We start from the raw sequence: 20,182 nt of genomic DNA, 5'->3' as shown, positions 1-20,182 counted from the left end.
TCCTTGCCGCTCGTCATTCTTGGATCTGGATCGGAATCACGCTTTCCTCGCCGGCTGCGTAGGCGTTTTCATACGGCAGCAGGAAATCGGAAATCATGTTTTTGATGAAGTAGGGGATATAGGCGGTGCCGGTTTGCACATCGGGCGAAATCTTCACCGCGATCTTCATGCTGGTGCCGATGCTGGAGCGCACATTCACCAGCCATTTGTCCTTCACCTTCAGGCGGGTCGCATCCTCGGGCGAAATCTCGATATAGCCCTGCGGATACAGCCACAGCGTCTGGTCGTATTCGCGGCGTGGCACGATGGTTTTGCGCATCAGATTGTTCTGATGCCAGTAGTGCTGCGCCTTGCCGATCATCAGTGCGAACGGAAATTGCGGGCTGGTGGGCGCTTCCCAGTATTCGATATTAATGGCGTTAAATTGCCGCTGCCGGCTACTGGCAAAGCCTTTCGGATTCCAGTGCTGGCCAAAGCCTTTGCCTAATAATTCATGGCTCAGATCAGTATAACCAGGGGTATGCTTGGCAATGTCTTTAAAGACGTGGGCTGCGTCTTGATACCCCCAGTGGTGCCCCACGGCCGTCGCCAGACGTTGCCATAAGCTCCAGCCCGGCAAGATGCCCCGTTTGTTGTCCACATTCTGGCGCGTGATCTGTACGCGTTTATCCGCGGCGGTGTAGGTGCCGTCGGTTTCGTTGTAGGCCGGTAGCGGAAACACCACGTCGGCCAATTCCATAAAGGCATTTTTATAAGCGCAGGCATACACCACGAAATCCAGTGCAGCGATGCGGGCTTTATCGCGGATAATGCCGTCGTCGTGGTCAATCACCAGCAAGGCTTTGATCGCCGAATCGGGGGTGGCCAATGCTTTGAACACGCTATTGCCCAGCTCGCCCGACATACCCATATCAAAGCTGCCTTGCAGATTGCTAATCCCAGCTACCGGTATCACCGCCGAATGCGGGTGATCCATCCTGTCGGTGAGGAGCGCCAGATTGGTAATGGCATCGATGGTGGGGCGATCCAGCCCGGAAATACCGCTGGAAAATAAAATCACCACTGATTTGGCGTGCTCAAGGTATTTGGCTTCTTCCTCGATTTCTTCGTAGCGGATACCGCTGGCGCGCTCGAGCGCCACCGAGGAAATACTGCGCAGCGACGCCGCGTATTCGCTATAGCCCGGCAGTTTGTCGATATTGGCGCGCCGATCATGGTTGACGGTGCGGATCGCCATCAGCGATTTGCCCAGCGCATTGACCAACAGCCCCAGCGTGCCCGGTTTTTCCTGAAAGTGTTTGGTCGAGAGCTTGGCGATCTGCGTGCGTGAGCTCGAGAGCGTGACCACCCGCGCGCCGCGCCGCTGGGCGGCGTGGATATTGCCGCCGATGATCGGGTTTTGCCGGGTGATGTCGGTGCCAACGACCAGAATATAGTCGGCGTGATCAATCGCGGTGAGGCTGCCATGCGCGCCGGGGTAGCCAAAGGCGTGGCGCAGCGAATCCATGCTCTTGCGGTGGCCAGCTTCGGCGCCAATGCCGCGCAGCTGGGTTTTCAGCACTTCGCGGCTCAAGCGCGCCAGCGTGTAGCCATCTTCGTTGGATGAGCGCGCCGACGCTAGCACGCCAATCTCGCCTGCTTCACCCTTGAATGTTTGCAGTGTGCTCATCACCTTGGCGATGGCTTCGTCGTAGCTGGCCGGGCGCAGCTCGCCGTGTTCGCGAATGAGCGGGGTGGTGATGCGCTCGTGGGTGTTGAGTAATTCATTGGCGTGCCAGCCGCGAATGCACAATTTGCCCTTGCTCACCGGGTGGGTGATCAGCGGCGCCACGCCGTACACCCGCTGCCCATCGGTGTTCAGAAACTGGCCACAGCCGGTACCGCACAGATTGCACACACACGGCTTGTAATGAGCGAGATTCATGGATTTACCAGCCTTTCAATTCACGCAACGACTTGCCGACAATAAAAAAGGCGCCGGTAATACCGCGCGCCTGCTTTTAGCACTAAATAGCTGCTGCATTTCTGCACTTACTGCCATCTGGTACGCTGCAATGCCTTGGGTGAGCGCATTGGGGTGGAAATGGCGAGCAATCAATTGGGTGGAAATAAAAGTGTCGCCAAATAAAGTCAATTTAATTGACGTATTAATTCGTGCGCGGCCGGTTGCGAAAGTGATACAGGGCGCACGGCAATCGTGGCGCCGTGCTGGGCGCGCGATAGTAGGCATGGCTCGACTCTACATCCCTTTAATTATCAAGTAGCTACTGCGATCCAGCGTGGCCGGCGATCCAAATGCATCACCCGTGGGGTGAAGGCTTGGCTTAATTGAAATTAAATCTCAATTACAAATCGCCGACTTTCTACTGCTGCTAAATCGCGCGGTGCTACTTCTGGCAATTACTTGGTTTTTTTAATCCCGCGGTGCGGGAGGTGAATTGCGTTTTCAATGCAGTTTAATCTTTCGTTTCTGCCGAACGTTGCGCCAAATCAAATGCCTTGTTCGAGTGAGCGAGAAGAATAAGCGCATCCCGATTCGCAATAGCGGAGATTAATTTCATGCATATTCCTAATGAAATGCTGCAGGGCGCGCTGTGTCCGGTGACTGCGCTGCTGGCGGTGGGCGGTGTCACGCTGGCTGCGCGGGCGGCCTATCGGGCGCGGCAACAACCGGGGCTAGGGCGCTTTGCCGCGGTGGCTGCGCTGATCTTTGCCGCGCAGATGTTGAATTTTCCGGTGCAGCTGGGCACCTCTGGGCATTTGCTCGGTGGCGTACTGGCGGCGAGTTTATTGGGCACCCCTTGGGCAGTCTTGGCGCTGACGCTGGTGGTGAGTATTCAGGCGCTGGTGTTTGCCGATGGCGGGCTGCTGGTGCTGGGCGCCAATGTACTGAATATGGCGCTGCTGGGCGCTGGGGTGGGCGGCTTTCTGCTACAGCGCTTGCGTGGGCGGGGCTGGCCACTGTGGCTCGCCGTACCCCTGGCAGCGTGGCTTTCGCTGCAGCTCGCTGCCGTGGCTTGTGCGCTGGAGTTGGCTCTCAGCGGTACTTTGCCACTGGCACAGGTGCTGCCGGCGATGTTGGGCGTGCATATGCTGATCGGCGTGGGCGAAGCCTTGCTCAGCGTGCTGCTGGTCGCGCTGTGCAGTGCAGAACTACGCGCACGGCCGCGCGCGCCGGTGGCTTTGCCGGCCTTGGCTGCCGTGCTGATTGCAACTTTGCTCAGCCCTTATGCCAGTAGCTATCCCGATGGCTTGGAGTGGGTGCTGAGCCGGTATGGCGCTTTGCATGAAAGTGCGCCGCTGCTGGTGACGCCCTTCGCTGATTACAGTGTGGCGGGGCTGGCAGAAGGCGCGTTGGCGACCGGGCTGGCGGGCTTGGCGGGGGTATTGCTGGTGGCTGGGGTCGCGTTGGCGCTGGGGCGCCTTGCCCAATACTGGCGCCGCACGGCTTCGGTGTTTTAATCGGGGTATAGCCCGCTAGGCAAGATCAAGATTGGTTTGCGGCAGGATAGGTGCCAGGGTATGCCCCTGGCACTCTGCATTGGGCTGTATCTAAGGTAAACGCTAAAACGGCAAGGCCAGCTGCGGGGTGGGTGGTTTGGGCAAGGGCCGCGCCTGCATGGCATCCGCGGGATACAGCTGCAACCATTGCCGCGCGCGCTGTGGTACTTGGCAATCGAGCCACGCGTCGTAGTGCGTGGCCGGGATAATCACCAAGCTGCGTTTTTCTTCGCCGGGCTGGTGCATGCGGCGCATGAGCGGGTGTTGGTCGGCGTTGATGGTGATTTGAGTGAAGGCGTATTCGGTGCTACCGGCCGGCGTGCGCCAGCTGCGCCACAGACCCGCCACCGCAAAAGGCGCGTCATCCAGTAGGCCGATTTGATAGCGCTCGGCGCGGCCGGATTCATAGCAGGGCTCGTAAAACCCGCGCATCGGCACCAAGCACAGCTGACATTGCTGCCAGGCTTGGCGATAGCTGATTAGCCGATCAATGGTTTCGGCGCGGGCATTGAGCGTGCTGTAGCGGGCGCCGGGCGCTTGCTGTTGGCGCGGCAAGAAGCCGTAGTTGGCCAATACCGCTTGCCGGGCCTGATCGCCGGGCAAAATAATCGGCGCCAGATCATCTTGCCAGACTTCGGCCGCCCACTGATCGGGCGGTGGCTCTGCATGAAAATGCCCGGCCAGCTCGGCCCGCGGCAAGGGCACAAAACTTACGCACATGCTGTGGCAGTGCCGAGCGCAAACGGCAGCAGTTGCGCGCATTCTGCGGGCGACAGCGCCACGCCAAATTCGCGGCGCAATAATGTATCGAGCTCGCTGGCGCTGCTAAAGGTGGTAATGCGCTGGCCAGCCGGGCTGCGGTGGCTGAGTTGCCCTTTATGCAATACCAGCCGGCCATCGGCGCACAGGCGGGTGAGCATCAGCTCGCGCATAAAGCGCGATTGCGGGTGCGTGGCAACAAAATGGTTGCTCACTTCGCTATCGGCTGGGTAGCTGGGGGTGAGATCAAACCAGTACATTTGCCGCCACTGGCCATCCAGCTCGCGCTGCAGATACCAGCCGCTGGCCTCTTCATCGGCCTGTAGGCGATAGCGGTCTTGCCCCTGATCGAAGGTTTCATCCACCCGCAGCGGAATCGGCTCGCACAGCCCGCCACCGCCAAAGCCCACATCCAGCAACCAGCGCTCGCCATTGAGCAGCAGGGTGATGATCAGATGCGAGCGCGGTTTTTCCTGTCGCGGGGTTTGTTCCAGCAGTACGCGCGCGAGGTGAGTGGTGGGCTGCAAGCCTTGCCGCTGTAGATAATCTGCCAACAGGGTGTTTAATTCATAGCAATAGGCTGGGCGGCGCTCTTGCAATACTTTGCGCTCCAACTCGGTGGGGCTCAGCACGGGCCGCCGGCCCAAGAGTAGATCAAGATTACCAAAGGGCAGGGCCGTAACATGGGCGCGATGCAGGCGGGCTAGGCTGGCCTGATCCAGTGGGCCGGCCGGGGTATAGCCCAACGCGGCGTGATAACGAGCGATCCAATCCATACTGGCCTCTTGCGCAATGGTGAGGCTTGATTTTACTGTGAAGAGGCGCGCGTGTACCGCCGGATGAACCGCAGGCCGTGGCGCAGGTCAGAGCAGAAACAGGAGAAAACGATGCGGCAATGGCGAATCTGGCTTGTGGCCAGCCTGATCATGCTGGGGCTGAGTTTAAGCGGCTGCGGCGGGCCCAAGCTGCCCGCCGTGCCGGCCGGGGCAGTGGTGCTGGCGTTTGGCGATAGCCTCACTTATGGCACGGGCGCGACGGCCGACACCAGCTATCCGGCGCGGCTGGCCGCACAAACCGGCTGGCAGATCGTGAATGCCGGGGTGCCCGGGGAAACCGCCGCACAGGGCGCTGCCCGGCTAGCGGCAACGCTGGATGAAGTGCAGCCCAAATTAGTGCTGCTGTGTTTGGGCGGCAATGATTTTCTGCAGCGCCTGCCTGTGGCGCAAACCCAGTCGGCCTTGCGTGAGATGTTGGCGCTGCTGCAGGCGCGGCAGATTCCGGTTTTGCTGATTGGCGTGCCCAAGCTGGGTTTGGGTCTTGATACCCACCCCTTGTATGCTGAGCTAGCCAAGGAATATCAAGTTCCGCTGAACGATACCCTGCTAGAAGATCTACTGGCGCAAGCCAGTCTCAAGAGCGATACCGTGCACCCGAATGCCGCTGGCTACCAGCGCATGGCCGATGAGTTGGCGCGCCAGCTGCAGCAACTGGGCGCGCGCTAAGTCTCGCGGGCCGACTTAATGCTGGGCCGTACGCGGCCACAGCAGCATTGGCGCCGCTACACCAAAAGCCAGTGCGATCACGATCATGGCCGCCGTCACGCCGCTCACCCCGGCGCTGACCAGCAATTGCGTGCCATCGGCGCCATGCGGCAGGGTGGCGATGCCGAGCAAACCTTGCACCGCTTTATACATATAAGTGCCCGGCACCATCGGAATCGCCGCGCTAACTGCAAAAATCGCCCCGGGCTGATCCTGGCGGCTACCCCACCATTCCGCCACGATGCCAATTAGCAAGCCGGCGCACAGCGTACCCAAGACAATATCGCCGCCCAGCACCATTACCAGCTTGCGACAGGCATGGCCGGCAATCGCCAGGCTGCCGCAAACCCACAGCGTGCGCGGTGGCACATTAAACAGCATGGCAAAACCCAGCGCTGCCGGGGCCGCCCATGATTCGAGTAACCAGCTGGCCATGTTTTTACCCCAAAATCCGCAGCGCGATACTCACGCCCACTGCAATGCCGAAAATAATCACCGCACTCATGGCAAAGCGCACCATGCCATTGAGGTAATTGCCATTCAGTAAATCCGACGCGCCATTAATCAGCGGCACCCCCGGAATCAAAAACAGCACCGAAGCGGCCCGTGCCGCATCGGGGGTTTGGCTAAACCAATGCGCCAGTACGCCGGTACACAACAGGCCAACAAAGCTGGCCGCCGTAGCAAAAATCGATGGTTTGAAATGCCGCAATACCAGCGCAAAGCGCACCGCCATGCCACAGGCCGCCCCAATCGTGGTGGCCAATATGGCGGGTATATCGCCGCCAAACAATGCTGCAAAGGCTCCGCAAGAGATACCCACCATGGCGGTGATCGCCCAGCGCGGATAATGCGTAGGTCGGCGGGCGATCTCGGCCAATTGCAATTTGGCGCTCTGGCTATCGAGCTCGCCCTGCTCGAGCTGATGCAACCAGCGGCGCACCGCCGACAGCGCGGCAAAATTCGCGCCCATATGTGGTGCTTTACGAAAGGCGGTGAGGGTTTCGTGGCCGGCGGTTTCGGCCCGCTCGACCGAGACGCCGATATTGGTCGATGAAATCATCACCTCCACTCGCGCCGCCCCCAGCGCTTTGGCAATCCGCTGCATCGCCGCCGAAGTACGGTGCGTGCCCGCGCCCGATTGATGCATCAGTAAGCCCGCTTCCAGCGTAAGATTCAGGATGTCATCCAGCGGTAAAACCGGAGCAGTTGCAATGGTTTGCATGGGTAGCCTGCCGGGGGAGAAGATGCGCCAGATTGTAGGTGAAAACCGTCGCCGCGATCTTGCCAAGCATCAAAACGGCATGCCGGCAGCAACAGCGCTGCTGTGAAAATCACCAATATCGGCTGGAAACGGCAAATAAATTTGACAGCCCGCGGCTTGAGCTATATAGTTCACCCCTCTGTCGCGGGATGGAGCAGTTGGAAGCTCGTCGGGCTCATAACCCGAAGGTCGCAGGTTCGAGTCCTGCTCCCGCAACCAAATTCTACGATTTGGTTGTTACAACCAGATTGTGCAGTAAACATCCTGACGCGGGATGGAGCAGTTGGAAGCTCGTCGGGCTCATAACCCGAAGGTCACAGGTTCGAGTCCTGTTCCCGCAACCAATCGAAAGCCCTTGATTCTATTGAATAAATAGATCGAGGGCTTTTTTGTTTCTGCGCGCTAGAAAGTGCTGGGTGGGCACAAAGGTGATTTTTGTGCCCATTTTGTGCCTTTTTCGTGCCCATCTCCGACTTAAAAACCAGCTTTTTGACCTTTGGGCATTTCACGTTGCAGTGCCCTAGCGAGGGATTTTGGCCATGTGAAATTGTAGACTTGGGTTAAGTTGGCATGCGATGCGCCCTAATTTTGACCTTCGGGCAATTTGAGAAGTTGTGCCCATATTGCTCTGCTCTGGGCACAAGATGGGCACAGGGTTACTGACCTTATTGGTCTTAAAACACCCTTAAAGTACAAGTTAATATTGGGTTTAACTTACTGATTTTTATTGTTAATCCGGTTGTTGGCTTTTGCCCGAGCGTTGCTCGGGCTTCATCTAATTCTTCGCCTTCTAAAGACTCCTTAGTCTTCCTTTTGAGTGTTGGGCACAGCTTCGGGAATGTGTTCGAACAAATCTTCTACTCGACAACCAAAATAGCTACATAGTTTATCTAGTGCATCCAGATCCACTCTAAGGGCGGTTTCTTCATAAAGTAGTGTGATGGTGCCGCGATGAAGTCCAGTGTCGCGGGCTACGTCTGCAATTCGTACTTTCTTTTCGCCCATTAGGCGTGAGAGATGGCACTTGATCATGTTGTTTAACCCATACAAATGTCGTCTAAGACGATATTTTTATTTCTAGATTGTCATTTTTGTTGCTATTGTGTTGCTTAGGGCGACATTATTTCGCTTTGAGTGATTTTTTGTTGTTCTAGTGAATGTTAGTCTAACACGCAGGAGCATAAAGATGACCATGACTTATCTGACGACTGAAGAATTGGCCGCTCGTATTCACTACGAGCCAAGAACAATTCGAAACCAACTACTTGATAACTGTTTGATTGAGGGACGTCACTACATACGCCCCTTTGGGCGGCGAAAACTTCTTTTTATTTGGGAGGTTATAGAGGCGGACATGTTGGCCTCATCAACTGACTCAATTGCTATGCCGATGGCGTGCTAAGGGGGCAATGATGGGGGCTATTCGTGTACGCAAGGAATCTGGCCAGCTTTTCATTGACTTTCGTTGGGAAGGGCGACGATGTCGTGAACAGACAGAGTTGAAAGATACTCCAGCCAACCGTCGAAAGCTTGAAAAAAAGCTACAGCAGATTGAGTCAGAAATTAGCCTAGGGCGGTTCAAATATGAATCTTTTTTCCCAAAGCGAAAAGAAACTCAAATTCCGGCCAAGAAGGCGCCAACGGAAGAAATATCATCTGAAGGGCAATTAGCTGCGTCTAAAACGCCATTGTTTATAGACTTTATCCACGACTGGCTAGCCGAAAATAAGATTGCCTGGCGGCGATCTTATATCGTGACCATTCAGGGCTGTATAGATAAGTACTATCTGCCTGAGTTTGGAGCAGTAAGGGTCGGGGCTATCACTCGTGCAGATTTGCTCAAATTTCGGTCATCACTCGCCAAAGTATCCGGCCGAAATGGGAACGCATCTTTATCTGCCAACCGTATTAACAAGATTATGGACCCCTTGAGGAGAATCCTTGAGGAAGCCGCCGACCGCTATGACTTTACCACGCCCTATGTGCGAATCAAACCGCTGAAGGTGCCTAAGTCTGATGTGCAGCCGTTTAGTCTCCAAGAGGTCAAGCGGATCATCGATACGGTGCGACCAGATTTCCGGAACTATTACATCGTTCGTTTCTTTACAGGGATGCGGACCGGTGAAATCGATGGTTTGAAATGGTCCTATGTCGATTTCGAGCGTCGCCAGATTCTGATCCGGGAAACGATCGTATATGGCGAAGAGGACTACACCAAAACCGATTCATCACAGCGCGACATTGCGATGAGTGAGCCAGTTTATCTGGCGCTTCAGCAGCAATACAAAGCGACTGCCCATTTATCGCCCTACGTGTTTTGCAACCTGCAGGGGGCGCCCATTGATCACAACAATGTGACGAAGCGCGTTTGGTATCCCTTATTAGCCAGACTTGGGTTAGCCCGCCGCAGGCCTTACCAAACCCGCCACACCGCTGCGACTTTATGGCTTGCGGCAGGGGAGGCGCCCGAGTGGATAGCCCGGCAAATGGGGCATGCCACGACCGAAATGCTGTTCAAGGTTTACTCCCGTTATGTACCCAATCTCACACGACGAGATGGTTCTGCCTTTGAGCAGTTATTACTGGCCAATCAGGTGATCGATAAACAGGAAGGTGGCGTATGAGCTCATTTACTTATTTTGCAGCCCAAGGGCCTTTTGTTGAAAAGCCCGACTTCCTTGAACGCGCCAAAACTGCGTCTAACCATCTGCGAGAGCTCGTCGTGATGAATCCACCTCGTCCCCCACATCTCAAACGCTTGTTGTGGCTGGCCCACGGTCCTGAAGCCGAATTGATTGAAGAACAAATCGTGCGTGAACTGGATTTCCCGCCACCTGATGACTTATATGCGGACGAGCTCATGGATACGATGGATGCGCTGTTTCCAGACCATGCATTTCTGCAAAAGCCACCCGGCTGGTTTATATCCTTGCAGGATATCTTTGGGGAAGGATGGCCCACTCACCCACCTCGGGCCCGCCTGTTTCATTTGCCGGTGGAACCCGAATCGGAACAACTCTGCGCTTGCCGATTACTGGCTTCTCAACACGGGTATGACTTTATGGTCATCGATCGCTTGGAAGAGCTGAGCTTTTGGGAGTCGATTGATATCTCTACTGGTGGCCAAGTGACCCATCATCGCGCTTTAGTTTATGTACGTCACTTGGACCTGACATCGATCTCAGTACAGCAGCTGCTGCGTGATTCCAATATGGATTTCATCGTTCCACGCGAGATCCTTCCCGAGGGCTGGTCCGCACATGTTTTGACGCTCGGATACCGATTGCCACCGGTCTTGCACGAAGACGGTATGCATCTTGTGGATCCAATTCGGCTGCAGCGACAAATCGATACGCTGAAAGATCGACAGGCATCGATGCTGGCGCCCCTTATTCTGCCCAAGCCTCTGCAAGCGGCCACACTAGAAGTGTGCCAAAACATGCAGGATTGGTGCGCGCAACTGGGTGCCGAGAGTCATCTGCGCGCTGTGCTGGAGACCATTTGTGCTCAAACCAAAGTGCGCACCCTTGGCGGTAAACCGCTGGGCTTTCGGCCGATTCTGCTAACTGGTGAACCCGGCAATTCTAAAAGCTGGGTTTGCGGACAAATCGCCGAAGTACTTGGCTTACCTCGCTTCAAAATCGATATGGCCGGCAATGGCGATCAAATGCTGCTGGTGGGCTCTTCCCCGAATTGGCAGAACGCTTGCCCTGGTCGCATTGCCCAATTTCTAGCTGAATCGGAAGTGGCCAATCCAATCATCGTGATCGAAGAAGTCGATAAGGTGCTCAAAGATCGGGATAACGGTTTGCAGGATGTGCTTTTGATGCTGCTTGAACCAGAGAACAGCCAAGCCTTTCAGGATAACTTCATTGTTCCGCCGCTGAATTTGTCTCATGTGAGCTTTATCCTCACCAGCAATACCACGGATGGCTTGGGGGCGCCTCTACTTAGCCGAGTCGAGCAAATTGGGATTAGACGGCCCAACCCTGAGCAGTTACTGGCCATGGCTCGGCAGCTCTATAGCCGGATCGTGCAAGAGATGGGGGTTCAGGCGTATTTCACCGCGGAGCTACCCGACAGCTTGGCCCTTCAGTTGGCTACCCGCTCTCGGAGTATCCGTACGCTGCAACTGAATATTCAAAGCGCGGTTGAAGCTGCTGTGCAGAGATATAGTCTGCCTGAACTTTTAGCACATCAACATAATCTGCAGCCCTGCTTGCCACCTCAGATGAGCATTCAGCCCGCAAAGCAGGCAATCGGTTTTCTGCCATAAACCGATATTGAAGTACTCAGTAAACAAAACCCAGCGGATGCTGGGTTTTGTTTTGAATTGGCAGTGGGCTGATCACGACCACGCTTGGGTCCAGCCTAAACACTTATCCTGCCATTCTTTGGAAAGCCGGTTGTACTCATCGCGATACCATTGATTTGAATCGACACGCTGCATGGAACGAAGGTTTTCCCGGCGCTGCTCAAGGCTTTGGCAATATTGAGCACGCAGGGCCTCGTTCTGTTTCTTCACTCGCTGATTGTGCTCCTGCACCGCATCAAATTCCGCTTTAGACACAACTCGACCATCAACCTTATAAACAGTATTGGCTTCTTTGCGCGCCTCGGCGTCTTTATAGCTATAGGTCTGAGCGTTAGAGACGGCACCAATTCCCATATCGGTTTTACGAAGGCCTGTAGCAGAGCAGGGTTGGGCTTGATAAACCACGCGATTGGAAGCATCCAGGCATTTGACCGCCTGCCCGGTTGGGACCTCATTACTGCCTGAGTGATATTGATCGGATTCCTCTGGCGCGCTTTGCTGAGGATTTTCGGGTTGCGCTTGGCTTTGTATCTGCTGCTCAGCCATGCGTTGATTGTGCTGAAGAGCCGCGTTGTATTCCTCTTCGGAAACTTCGACCCCATTGACCTTATAGATCTGCCGATTTGCGTCTTCGATTTTCTTTTGTTCTGCCAGATACGCAGGATCATCCCGAACAAAAGTCACTGTATTGCCCTCGACGACCAAGGTGTAGTGAGGGAGTAAACCTTGGGTATAAGCCAGATATAGGACGATAAGCGATATCAGGCTAAAGATAATAATAAGCTTGGCTTGCGAGAAGTCACTTTTGCGTTCGTAAGGCTCAAAATGGTAATCGTGCTGCATGGAATAGACCTATTATCGCAGTTTTGCCTCTATGACCCGCTTGAGGTCCGCTTCTTTACGGTGCGAGTTTCCTGCTGCTTACCGAGGCTGTGCTGCTATTTTTCACGATCTGACAGCAGGTGTCACCAACTCTGGTCGTTCAATTGTAAAAAGCATGGCTAACATAGGTATCAGCAAAGAATGTCTGGCCAAATTGGTCGCTCCGAGGGGCTGGAATTCGGTCCACGCTGCCACTCATTTATTCTGTTACCACATGAGCCTTCTTACTTTTGCGTTAGCTAAGGCGTCGGCCGACAATATCCTGCCAGCTGACATAAGCCTGAAATGCTTATTGCACTCGGGGTAGCGCATATCGGCTAAACCGGCAAATCTGCATAATCCAGTGAAAGATTGCTACTGACTCGTTAGGATCTAGAAAACTAGGTACGGTTTAACAAACATAAGGCTAGCTGACCAATGTACATGAAGTCGGTGTTTCCGTTTTACACATACTCCAAGGGTGATCGCAAGTACACCTCAATGGGAAGCGGAATCCTGCTGGAATACAAAGGAAAACGTTTCCTAGTAACCGCTGCGCATGTAATCGACCTTTTGAAGGGGCAGAAAGTCTACATCTATATTGGTTCAGAGTTTTATGAAGTAAATGGGCTTCAAGCCCTGACTTCGAATATGGACCTTATGATAAGTAGGGAAGATGACCCACTTGATATTGGTGTCATACAGATGCCTAAACGCCTAGAACTTCAAACAGCTAATTATCGGTTTGTAACACAAGACCTTTATATCAAAGGACTTAGTATTAACTCTGGATTTTATCAGGCTTTGGGATATCCGTATAAGCGCAACAGCCACCTTGCCAATCGGACGGCAAAAGTACCAGGAGAATTTAGGTCAGAAGGATTGCGTTATACCATGGTAGATATAACTAACACTGTGTTGCCTGATCGCATATATAGCCCTGTGCATCATATTGCTACAAGCCATCCCGGTTTAGGGCGAAAACAAGGAGAATGCGATCGCATCAATTTACCTGATCTTCACGGGATTAGTGGCGGTTTACTTCAAAAGGTTACTGAGTACAACATGCTTACAGATGAATTTTCTGGCGCGTACCCTTCTGGGGTGATATTGGGTAGTAACAAACGCGGCGATGCAGTCATATCGATCCGGCTCTCTCTCGTCTTTGAATGCTTAGAGATATGGCGCAACGAATGGTGAGAAGGGAATATAAATATGAGGATTAATTCTCTAAATGGAGTCCAGTCAAAGTGCTAGAATCACTGGTTATGAAGTGAATTAGCTCAAGTATGAATCGAGCCGAGTTTTCTAGCCGTTTTGTCCGCATTGGCCGCCTACCGTACGGCCAGTGGCTTATCGCCCCTGCCCATTCCCGGGGTGAGTAGCGAACCGCTGTATGCCAAACGCAATGGTCAAGGCATCTCCACCGCCAATCTGCACCGGATTATCAAAGAAGCCATGCAGCACGCAGCCAGCCTCGCGCGCGACACCGATCCAGCCGCCGCCGAAGAACTGAGTCAGGCCAGTGCCCATTGGCTACGCCATACACTGGCCACCCGCCTGGTCAATGACGGCCATCCTTTGCAGGCGGTGGCGAAAATCTTGGGGCATGAAGACGTGGCGACTACCTCGCTGTATCTGCATACCGATATGGCCCAGATGGCCAGCATCATGCGGGGACATCGGCCACCGGACAGCACGGAATAAGCGGTGATCCCTTGATTGTGCGGAGTGGGGTAGTCTCTACACACTTTGGCCGCGTTGGGCGGATTTTGCCAATCAGCAGATCCCACTAGAAAAATACTGTCTGGCAATAAAAGAAACAAGATGCGGCAGGAAAAACCGAGGATTTCCTGCCAAGCACTATATAAAAGCACGTCAGCCCTACCTGAGTCGTTACCCGGTTTTTTCAACCACTTGCTAAGTCAGCAACATCTTTCCACCGGCGATTAGTAGCACCAGACTGAGCAGACTGCGCAAGGCGGTGCTGGTCAAATGACGAGCGCCCAGCTCTGCGCCGATCCAGCCGCCCAGACCCGCAGCTAGGGCCCACCAGGGCAGCTCGACCGGAAAGTGGCTGCCTTTAAACCATAAGCCGGCTAGTCCAGCCAGCGAATTGAACAGGATAAATGCAGCCGAAATGCCCGCTGTGCAGCGAATACTGGCCCAACCGGTAATCAGCAGTAGCGGTGATAGAAAAATTCCGCCACCCACGCCAGTCAGTCCCGATATTAGGCCTATGCTGGCCCCTGCCAGTAACAGCGCAGCCTGCGGAGCCGGGCGGGCCGGATGAACCTGATTGAGTTGCAGGCGGAATACCGACCATGCCGCAGCTGCAATTAGCACGACGCCTAGCAAAACCCGGTAGCTGTTGCCGGGCAGATGCATAGCGCCACCCAGTGCAGCCATCGGTACGGATGCGATTACCAGCGGGATAAAAATCGGACGGGAAAAGGCGCCGGCACGGATAAATTTCCAGCTAGCTAAACCGGCCACCAGCACATTCAGCGCGAGTGCAGCCGGTTTCATTACTTCGGGGGCAAAGCCGAGCAATGCCATTACCGCCAGATAGCCCGATGCCCCGCCATGACCGACGGAGGAATACAGCAGAGCGGCAAGAAAAATCAGGGCGCTGGCGAGCATGGTTGATCCTATGGGAGTGTCTGCCATTATCGGCTGACGCTGTGTTTGCTATCTATGCCTATTCAGGGTTGGTCTTAAGTGACGGCAAACTAACCATTTGGTGGTAGTTCAATCCGCTGGTGTCTGGGTTAGCCTTGCCCTATATGAATCATCAAAGTAAGCCGCCAATGTTGAGTGTGACTGGGCTTTCGCTAGTACGTCATGGCCGGATGCTGTGTACTCTGCCGGATTTTTCCGTGCGTTCTGGCGAGTTGTGTCGGGTTTCCGGCCGCAATGGCATAGGTAAAACCACGCTGCTACGCACTTTGGCCGGATTACGCCCACCGGCATCGGGACAGATTATCTGGCGCAACTCCGACGCCATTAGCCGGCATTACTGTGGTCATCAGGATGCACTGAAAGATGCGATGAGTGTAGAAGAGAATCTGCGCTGGGCGCTTGAATTATCAGGCCAGGCGTTTGAAGAAAAGAATCTTGAAGCCGGCATGCGCGATGCCGGTTTGCTGGCGCAGGCGGATACGCCTGTGCGACAGTTATCACAGGGTTATCGCAAACGCGTGGCGCTTGCACGCTTGCTGCTGCAGCCGCGACCGGTCTGGTTGCTGGATGAACCGTTTAATGCGCTGGATCAGGCGGGATGCATGGATCTGGCCAGGTGGATGAAGAAGCACCTAGAAAATGGCGGCTGTGTACTGCTGAGCTCGCATACCGACCTGCCCGCATCCCTGCCTGAGGCGCAGCAGATTGTGCTGAAGCCAGCATGTTGAAGCTGGTGCTACGCGATCTGCAACTGGCTTGGCAGTCACGGGGTGATCTGGCTGTGGGGCTGGTGTTTTTTCTGCTGGTTACTTGTCTGTTCCCGCTGGCCGTCGGGCCGGAGCCGCAAATTCTGGCGCGTATTGGGGGTGGGGTGTTGTGGGTGAGCGCTTTGCTGGCCCATCTACTGGCCTTACCGCGCTTGTTCGAGGCGGATTGGCGCGATGGCACGCTGGAACAACTGATGCTGACGCCCTTGCCGGTCAGTGTGCTGGTGCTAGCCAAATTGCTGGCCTTCTGGATTAGCACCAGTGTGCCGCTGGCCCTGCTGTCGCCCGTTTTGGCGACGCAGTATTTTCTGGATGCCGATGCGCGCTGGATGCTGTTTTATACCCTGCTGCTGGGAACCCCGGTGTTGTCTGCGCTGGGTAGCTTGGGGGCGGCACTGACGCTGGGTGTACGGCAGGGAGGCTTTTTGCTGGCCTTGCTGGTTTTGCCACTGACTGCACCCGTGCTGATCTTTGCCTGTGGGGCTGTGGGCGCAGTGCAATCCGGTTTAAGTGCTCAGTCCGAGCTGTCCTTGCTGGCTGCACTGTGTTGTCTGAGTCTGGCGGTAACGCCCTGGTTAACGGCCATGGCGCTCAAGCTGGCCGTGGAGTCTTTATGAAATCCGTGTTGATCCGCTGGCCGTGCTTCCGCTATGCCGCGCCTTCTCAATTTTATCCGATTGCAGGACGTATTTATCCAAAGCTTTTATGGATAGCAGCTTTGCTAGCTATACCTGGCATGTGGCTGGGTTTTTTGCTCTGCCCGGCCGATGCCGTGCAGGGGGAGGCCTATCGCATTGTTTTTCTGCATGTGCCGACCAGCTGGATGGCGATGTTTATTTATATGGTGATGGCCTTCTGGTCCGTGATTCATCTCGTCTTTCGTACCCGGCTATCGGCATGGATGGCGCAGGCGCTGGCCCCAACGGGGGCAAGTATGGCGTTGTTGTCCTTATGGACAGGGGCTTTATGGGGTAAACCTATGTGGGGTGCCTGGTGGGTATGGGATGCCCGCCTGACCTCCATGCTGCTGCTATTCCTTTTGTATCTGGGTTTTATTGCGCTGACCCGCAGCATGGATGATCCCGAGCGCGCCGATCGTGCCGGTTCGATCCTGGCGCTGGCAGGCGCGTTTAATGTGCCCGTGATTTATTTTTCGGTGTACTGGTGGAACACCCTGCATCAGGGGGCTTCACTAGCGCCGGGCAAGGCCAGCATGCCCTCACTGATGCTGCTGGCCATGCTGCTGCTTTCGGCCGCGGCCTGGCTGTACGGTATGGCCATGTCGCTGGCTCGGGTGCGCGTGCTGATTTTGCAGCGTGAAGCACAAACACAATGGGTGCGGGATTTGCAGGAACAACGATGATGATTTATTGGAAAACGTGGGCCGATTTTCTGGCCATGGGTGGTTATGGTTTTTATGTCTGGCTATCGCTGGGCACCTGTGTGCTGGCCGTGCTGATTGAAGGCTGGAGCCTGCGCCGGCAGCGGGTGCAGATTGTGCGGCAGTTACGCCGGCAGGCCAAATTGCAGGAGTCTGCACCATGAAAGCAAGGCAGCAGCGCTGGCTGGCCGTTGCCGCTGTGCTGGTTCTGCTTGGGCTGGCGACTTATTTTGTGGTGAATGCCTTCCGGCAGAATCTGGTGTTTTTCTATACCCCGACACAAGTACAGGCCGGCGAAGCACCAACAGGACGGGCTTTCCGCATTGGTGGTCTGGTCGAAGCAGGGTCCTTGCATCGGCAGGCGGACGGCGTGACGGTAGCCTTTATCGTGACTGATACTGCCCGGCGCTTGCCGGTGCGCTATCGCGGCATTCTGCCGGATCTGTTCCGCGAGGGACGGGGTGTGGTAGCGCAGGGCCAATGGCAGAACGGCATATTTGTGGCCGCCGAAGTGCTGGCCAAACATGATGAAAATTACATGCCGCCAGAAGCCAAACATGCAGTGGATGAAGCTCACCGCAAATCCCGCGAGGCACAGCCATGATTGTTGAGCTGGGGCATTTTTCGCTAATTCTGGCGTTCTGCCTGGCCTTTCTGCTGGGGGGTATTGGCTTGAAGGGCAGTATTTCTAATGAGTATGGGGTTATGCGGGTTATCCCTATCTCAGTTGTGCTGCTCTTTGGGCTGATTCTGGCCGCATTTTCCGCTCTGGCCTATGCGTTTTTGCGCGATGATTTTTCTGTGCAATATGTAATGCGGCAATCCAATAGCCTGTTGCCGCCCATGTATAAGCTAGCGGCACTGTGGGGTGGGCATGAGGGCTCCTTGCTACTGTGGGTGCTGCTGCTGGGGGGCTGGATGCTGGCCTTGCAAGGGTTGGGCCGGCATCTGCCATTGCAAACTATGGCGCTGGTGCAAAGTATTCTGGCCTTGGTGGGCAGCGGTTTTCTGCTGTTTATTCTGCTGACCTCCAACCCCTTTATCCGTTTGCTGCCGGCTGCAGCGGAGGGAAATGACCTTAATCCGCTACTGCAGGATATCGGGCTTATTCTGCATCCTCCCTTGCTTTACATGGGCTATGTTGGCTTTTCGGTGGCCTTTGCCTTTGCGATTGCGGCGCTGATTACGGGGCGACTGGATGCCGCGTGGGCGAGGTTTTCACGTCCGTGGACCATGGCGGCGTGGGCCTTTCTGACTTTGGGGATTATGCTCGGCAGCGCATGGGCCTATTACGAACTAGGCTGGGGCGGCTGGTGGTTCTGGGATCCGGTGGAAAACGCGTCCTTTATGCCATGGCTGGCCGGAACTGCACTAATGCACTCGCTGGCTGTAGCAGAAAAGCGCGGCGCTTTCCGCCAGTGGACGGTGCTGCTGGCTCTGGCTGCGTTTTCGCTATCGCTGCTGGGCACGTTTCTGGTGCGTTCTGGCGTGCTGTCGTCAGTGCATGCCTTTGCCACCGATCCGGCGCGCGGCACCTTTATTCTGCTGTTTTTATGTGTGGTGATCGGTGGTTCGCTGGCACTGTATGCCTGGCGTGCGCCCCAGATGGAAGGCGGGGGGCAGTTTGCCCTGTTTTCGCGGGAAACTCTGCTGCTGCTGAACAATTTATTGCTTACCGTAGCCTGTGCCACCGTACTGCTGGGCACGCTCTACCCCTTGCTGATTGATGCGCTAGGGCAGGGCAAGTTGTCGGTGGGCGCGCCTTATTTTAATCGCGTCTTTGTGCCACTGATGCTGCCCTTACTGTTCCTGCTTGGGCTAACCACGGCGGTACGCTGGAAGCAGCAATCGGCTGCCGATGCGATCCGCAGCCTGCGGTCACCCGCTGTGCTGGCGCTACTTCTGGGTGGCTTGTCACCGCAGCTGTTTGGAGAATGGCGCTGGGGCGTGGCTTTGCTGCTGGCGCTGGCGTGGTGGATTGTGCTCACAGCCGTGGCTGATCTAAGCCGTCGCTGTAGCTGGCCGACTCTGGCCAATGCCGGCATGCATCTGGCCCATATCGGCATGGCAGTTTTTCTGGCTGGAGCCACGGTGGTGAGTGTTTACGAGCAGGAAAAAGACGTGCGGCTGGACAAGGGCGAGAGGGTCGAGCTGGCCGGTTATACGCTGCAGTTCAACGGTGTACGCGGTGAAAAAGGCGCAAACTATATGGCATTACGCGGCCAGATGGCGCTGATGCAGCAGGGTCAGATGCTGGCCACCTTGCAGCCGGAAAAACGCCAGTATCTCTCCAGCGCCATGCCCATGACCGAAGCCGCCATCCACCATACCCTGCTAGCCGATGTGTATGTATCGCTGGGTGAAATGACCGGCAGCAATCCGCTGCATAGTCCGTGGATTGTGCGCGTGTACTACAAACCGCTGGTGGGCTGGATCTGGTACGGCTGTTTGCTGATGGCACTGGGGGCATTGCTGGCGGCCTGTGACCGGCGCTACCGCTTGCGGAAGGCAAAACCATGAAGCGTTTCTGGCCCTTGCTGCTGTTTATGGCTCTGGCGGTGTTGCTGGCCATCGGCCTGACCCTGAAACCGCGAGAAATTCCATCGCCACTGGTTGGTAAACCGGCTCCGGCATTTACTCTGCTCAGGCTGGATGCGGCTGGCCAGACGTTTTCACCCGCTAACCTCCGTGGCAAGGTCTGGCTGTTGAATGTATGGGCATCTTGGTGCTCGGCCTGTGTGCAGGAGCATGTGCAGCTCTTGCAATGGGCCGGTCGCAAATCGGTGGTACTGGTTGGCCTGAATTACAAGGATGAAGACGATGCCGCGCGGCGCTGGTTGCAACAGCAAGGTGGCAATCCCTACGCCATTATCGCGGCCGATCAGGATGGCCGGGTCGGCATCGACTATGGCGTGTATGGCGTGCCGGAAACCTTTGTGATCGACCGCGCGGGCCTTATTCGCTACAAGCACATCGGCCCGCTAAATGCTCAAGTGCTGGCCGACAAAATCGAACCGTTACTGCGGGAGTTACAGCAATGAAACGGGGTGGCGTCATCAATGTATGGGTATATGTTTGCAGCCTATTTATAATATTGGCCACATGGCAATA

At 55.5% G+C, this 20,182-nt stretch carries 23 protein-coding genes and 2 tRNA genes; 17 read left to right on the top strand and 8 right to left on the bottom strand.

Annotation, left to right across the window (positions count from 1 at the left end):
• Positions 1-13: 13 nt before the first annotated feature.
• Positions 14-1,924: a molybdopterin oxidoreductase family protein gene (locus tag QV747_RS06965; protein WP_273430057.1), complete on the bottom strand. Its 1,911-nt coding sequence runs from the start codon at positions 1,922-1,924 to the stop codon at positions 14-16.
• Here QV747_RS06965 and QV747_RS06960 point away from each other — a divergent pair.
• Together QV747_RS06960 and QV747_RS06955 are read left to right on the top strand one after the other, a co-directional pair.
• Positions 1,923-2,264 (top strand): hypothetical protein, encoded by a 342-nt coding sequence (locus QV747_RS06960; protein ID WP_273430056.1) that lies wholly within the window; start codon positions 1,923-1,925, stop codon positions 2,262-2,264. The genes QV747_RS06965 and QV747_RS06960 overlap by 2 nt on opposite strands.
• A 295-nt stretch (positions 2,265-2,559) precedes the next feature.
• Positions 2,560-3,462 carry an energy-coupling factor ABC transporter permease gene (locus tag QV747_RS06955; RefSeq protein ID WP_273430055.1) on the top strand — a complete coding sequence of 301 codons (903 nt, stop codon included), beginning with the start codon at positions 2,560-2,562 and terminating at the stop codon, positions 3,460-3,462.
• Between the two features lie 102 nt (positions 3,463-3,564).
• Here the strand turns inward: QV747_RS06955 and QV747_RS06950 are convergent, their stop codons facing one another.
• Both QV747_RS06950 and QV747_RS06945 read right to left on the bottom strand, forming a co-directional pair.
• Positions 3,565-4,221 (bottom strand): SOS response-associated peptidase, encoded by a 657-nt coding sequence (locus QV747_RS06950; protein ID WP_273430054.1) that lies wholly within the window; start codon positions 4,219-4,221, stop codon positions 3,565-3,567.
• Positions 4,212-5,036, bottom strand: a complete 825-nt coding sequence (locus QV747_RS06945) for an arylamine N-acetyltransferase (protein ID WP_273430053.1) — start codon at positions 5,034-5,036, stop codon at positions 4,212-4,214. The genes QV747_RS06950 and QV747_RS06945 overlap by 10 nt, the downstream gene beginning before the upstream one ends.
• A gap of 111 nt (positions 5,037-5,147) precedes the next feature.
• On the opposite strand from QV747_RS06945, the gene QV747_RS06940 reads away from it, so the two are divergent.
• Positions 5,148-5,762, top strand: a complete 615-nt coding sequence (locus QV747_RS06940) for a GDSL-type esterase/lipase family protein (RefSeq protein WP_273430052.1) — start codon at positions 5,148-5,150, stop codon at positions 5,760-5,762.
• A 15-nt stretch (positions 5,763-5,777) separates the two neighbouring features.
• Here QV747_RS06940 and QV747_RS06935 read toward each other — a convergent pair whose 3' ends face one another.
• Complete coding sequence (locus QV747_RS06935) at positions 5,778-6,236, bottom strand: threonine/serine exporter family protein (protein ID WP_273430051.1); 459 nt, start codon at positions 6,234-6,236, stop codon at positions 5,778-5,780.
• A gap of 4 nt (positions 6,237-6,240) precedes the next feature.
• Positions 6,241-7,026: a threonine/serine exporter family protein gene (locus QV747_RS06930; protein ID WP_273430050.1), complete on the bottom strand. Its 786-nt coding sequence runs from the start codon at positions 7,024-7,026 to the stop codon at positions 6,241-6,243.
• Positions 7,027-7,208: 182 nt separating this feature from the next.
• Between QV747_RS06930 and QV747_RS06925 the strand changes: the two genes are divergently transcribed.
• Positions 7,209-7,284, top strand: a tRNA-Met gene (locus QV747_RS06925).
• A 49-nt stretch (positions 7,285-7,333) separates the two neighbouring features.
• Positions 7,334-7,409 (top strand) — tRNA-Met (locus QV747_RS06920).
• A gap of 457 nt (positions 7,410-7,866) precedes the next feature.
• Here the strand turns inward: QV747_RS06920 and QV747_RS16620 are convergent.
• The gene (locus tag QV747_RS16620; RefSeq protein ID WP_047396196.1) at positions 7,867-8,097 is read right to left on the bottom strand and encodes a helix-turn-helix transcriptional regulator; all 231 of its coding nucleotides are present in this window, start codon (positions 8,095-8,097) and stop codon (positions 7,867-7,869) included.
• Between the two features lie 154 nt (positions 8,098-8,251).
• Here QV747_RS16620 and QV747_RS06915 point away from each other — a divergent pair, with 154 nt between their 5' ends.
• The 3 genes from QV747_RS06915 to QV747_RS06905 are packed head-to-tail and all read left to right on the top strand — an operon-like array spanning position 8,252 to position 11,341.
• Positions 8,252-8,467: a hypothetical protein gene (locus QV747_RS06915; protein WP_047396199.1), complete on the top strand. Its 216-nt coding sequence runs from the start codon at positions 8,252-8,254 to the stop codon at positions 8,465-8,467.
• Positions 8,468-8,477: 10 nt separating this feature from the next.
• Positions 8,478-9,689 carry an Arm DNA-binding domain-containing protein gene (locus QV747_RS06910; protein WP_273430049.1) on the top strand — a complete coding sequence of 404 codons (1,212 nt, stop codon included), beginning with the start codon at positions 8,478-8,480 and terminating at the stop codon, positions 9,687-9,689.
• The gene (locus QV747_RS06905; protein ID WP_273430048.1) at positions 9,686-11,341 is read left to right on the top strand and encodes an AAA family ATPase; all 1,656 of its coding nucleotides are present in this window, start codon (positions 9,686-9,688) and stop codon (positions 11,339-11,341) included. Before QV747_RS06910 ends, QV747_RS06905 begins: the two co-directional genes overlap by 4 nt.
• 72 nt (positions 11,342-11,413) lie before the next feature.
• Here QV747_RS06905 and QV747_RS06900 read toward each other — a convergent pair whose 3' ends face one another.
• Complete coding sequence (locus QV747_RS06900; protein ID WP_047396202.1) at positions 11,414-12,223, bottom strand: hypothetical protein; 810 nt, start codon at positions 12,221-12,223, stop codon at positions 11,414-11,416.
• Between the two features lie 519 nt (positions 12,224-12,742).
• On the opposite strand from QV747_RS06900, the gene QV747_RS06895 reads away from it, so the two are divergent.
• A complete protein-coding gene (locus QV747_RS06895; protein WP_156129079.1) occupies positions 12,743-13,441 on the top strand; it encodes a hypothetical protein in 699 nt (232 codons plus the stop codon).
• Positions 13,442-13,558: 117 nt separating this feature from the next.
• Entirely contained in the window at positions 13,559-13,948 is a 390-nt protein-coding gene (locus QV747_RS06890) for a tyrosine-type recombinase/integrase (protein WP_197053886.1), read from the top strand.
• 213 nt (positions 13,949-14,161) lie between these two features.
• On the opposite strand, the gene QV747_RS06885 is transcribed toward QV747_RS06890, so the two are convergent.
• Positions 14,162-14,884 (bottom strand): sulfite exporter TauE/SafE family protein, encoded by a 723-nt coding sequence (locus tag QV747_RS06885; RefSeq protein ID WP_197053887.1) that lies wholly within the window; start codon positions 14,882-14,884, stop codon positions 14,162-14,164.
• Positions 14,885-15,051: 167 nt separating this feature from the next.
• Here QV747_RS06885 and ccmA point away from each other — a divergent pair, with 167 nt between their 5' ends.
• From ccmA to QV747_RS06850, 7 genes are all read left to right on the top strand, one after another.
• Positions 15,052-15,651: a heme ABC exporter ATP-binding protein CcmA gene (ccmA, locus tag QV747_RS06880; protein ID WP_047396329.1), complete on the top strand. Its 600-nt coding sequence runs from the start codon at positions 15,052-15,054 to the stop codon at positions 15,649-15,651.
• Positions 15,645-16,307: a heme exporter protein CcmB gene (gene ccmB / locus QV747_RS06875; protein WP_047396212.1), complete on the top strand. Its 663-nt coding sequence runs from the start codon at positions 15,645-15,647 to the stop codon at positions 16,305-16,307. Before ccmA ends, ccmB begins: the two co-directional genes overlap by 7 nt.
• 101 nt (positions 16,308-16,408) lie before the next feature.
• Positions 16,409-17,053 (top strand): heme ABC transporter permease CcmC, encoded by a 645-nt coding sequence (gene ccmC, locus QV747_RS06870; RefSeq protein WP_231550555.1) that lies wholly within the window; start codon positions 16,409-16,411, stop codon positions 17,051-17,053.
• Entirely contained in the window at positions 17,050-17,235 is a 186-nt protein-coding gene (gene ccmD, locus QV747_RS06865; protein WP_231550556.1) for a heme exporter protein CcmD, read from the top strand. The genes ccmC and ccmD overlap by 4 nt, the downstream gene beginning before the upstream one ends.
• Positions 17,232-17,675: a cytochrome c maturation protein CcmE gene (gene ccmE / locus QV747_RS06860; RefSeq protein ID WP_047396217.1), complete on the top strand. Its 444-nt coding sequence runs from the start codon at positions 17,232-17,234 to the stop codon at positions 17,673-17,675. The genes ccmD and ccmE overlap by 4 nt, the downstream gene beginning before the upstream one ends.
• Positions 17,672-19,591 (top strand): heme lyase CcmF/NrfE family subunit, encoded by a 1,920-nt coding sequence (locus QV747_RS06855; protein ID WP_273430047.1) that lies wholly within the window; start codon positions 17,672-17,674, stop codon positions 19,589-19,591. Before ccmE ends, QV747_RS06855 begins: the two co-directional genes overlap by 4 nt.
• Positions 19,588-20,112 carry a DsbE family thiol:disulfide interchange protein gene (locus QV747_RS06850; RefSeq protein WP_273430046.1) on the top strand — a complete coding sequence of 175 codons (525 nt, stop codon included), beginning with the start codon at positions 19,588-19,590 and terminating at the stop codon, positions 20,110-20,112. The genes QV747_RS06855 and QV747_RS06850 overlap by 4 nt, the downstream gene beginning before the upstream one ends.
• Positions 20,113-20,182: the final 70 nt, after the last annotated feature.

Source organism: uncultured Chitinibacter sp. (genome assembly GCF_945957625.1).
Taxonomy (GTDB): domain Bacteria; phylum Pseudomonadota; class Gammaproteobacteria; order Burkholderiales; family Chitinibacteraceae; genus Chitinibacter; species Chitinibacter tainanensis.
Note: the sequence above shows the minus strand (reverse complement) of the source record. Positions and strands in the feature narration are given on the sequence as shown.

Bases quoted from the DNA above. Each gene is read 5' to 3' on its own strand.
- QV747_RS06960 (WP_273430056.1), top strand. From the start codon at position 1,923: ATGGATTTACCAGCCTTTCAATTCACGCAACGACTTGCCGACAATAAA.
- QV747_RS06965 (WP_273430057.1), bottom strand. From the start codon at position 1,924: ATGAATCTCGCTCATTACAAGCCGTGTGTGTGCAATCTGTGCGGTACC.
- QV747_RS06955 (WP_273430055.1), top strand. From the start codon at position 2,560: ATGCATATTCCTAATGAAATGCTGCAGGGCGCGCTGTGTCCGGTGACT.
- QV747_RS06950 (WP_273430054.1), bottom strand. From the start codon at position 4,221: ATGTGCGTAAGTTTTGTGCCCTTGCCGCGGGCCGAGCTGGCCGGGCAT.
- QV747_RS06945 (WP_273430053.1), bottom strand. From the start codon at position 5,036: ATGGATTGGATCGCTCGTTATCACGCCGCGTTGGGCTATACCCCGGCC.
- QV747_RS06940 (WP_273430052.1), top strand. From the start codon at position 5,148: ATGCGGCAATGGCGAATCTGGCTTGTGGCCAGCCTGATCATGCTGGGG.
- QV747_RS06935 (WP_273430051.1), bottom strand. From the start codon at position 6,236: ATGGCCAGCTGGTTACTCGAATCATGGGCGGCCCCGGCAGCGCTGGGT.
- QV747_RS06930 (WP_273430050.1), bottom strand. From the start codon at position 7,026: ATGCAAACCATTGCAACTGCTCCGGTTTTACCGCTGGATGACATCCTG.
- QV747_RS16620 (WP_047396196.1), bottom strand. From the start codon at position 8,097: ATGATCAAGTGCCATCTCTCACGCCTAATGGGCGAAAAGAAAGTACGA.
- QV747_RS06915 (WP_047396199.1), top strand. From the start codon at position 8,252: ATGACCATGACTTATCTGACGACTGAAGAATTGGCCGCTCGTATTCAC.
- QV747_RS06910 (WP_273430049.1), top strand. From the start codon at position 8,478: ATGGGGGCTATTCGTGTACGCAAGGAATCTGGCCAGCTTTTCATTGAC.
- QV747_RS06905 (WP_273430048.1), top strand. From the start codon at position 9,686: ATGAGCTCATTTACTTATTTTGCAGCCCAAGGGCCTTTTGTTGAAAAG.
- QV747_RS06900 (WP_047396202.1), bottom strand. From the start codon at position 12,223: ATGCAGCACGATTACCATTTTGAGCCTTACGAACGCAAAAGTGACTTC.
- QV747_RS06895 (WP_156129079.1), top strand. From the start codon at position 12,743: ATGGGAAGCGGAATCCTGCTGGAATACAAAGGAAAACGTTTCCTAGTA.
- QV747_RS06885 (WP_197053887.1), bottom strand. From the start codon at position 14,884: ATGCTCGCCAGCGCCCTGATTTTTCTTGCCGCTCTGCTGTATTCCTCC.
- ccmA (WP_047396329.1), top strand. From the start codon at position 15,052: ATGTTGAGTGTGACTGGGCTTTCGCTAGTACGTCATGGCCGGATGCTG.
- ccmB (WP_047396212.1), top strand. From the start codon at position 15,645: ATGTTGAAGCTGGTGCTACGCGATCTGCAACTGGCTTGGCAGTCACGG.
- ccmD (WP_231550556.1), top strand. From the start codon at position 17,050: ATGATGATTTATTGGAAAACGTGGGCCGATTTTCTGGCCATGGGTGGT.
- ccmE (WP_047396217.1), top strand. From the start codon at position 17,232: ATGAAAGCAAGGCAGCAGCGCTGGCTGGCCGTTGCCGCTGTGCTGGTT.
- QV747_RS06855 (WP_273430047.1), top strand. From the start codon at position 17,672: ATGATTGTTGAGCTGGGGCATTTTTCGCTAATTCTGGCGTTCTGCCTG.
- QV747_RS06850 (WP_273430046.1), top strand. From the start codon at position 19,588: ATGAAGCGTTTCTGGCCCTTGCTGCTGTTTATGGCTCTGGCGGTGTTG.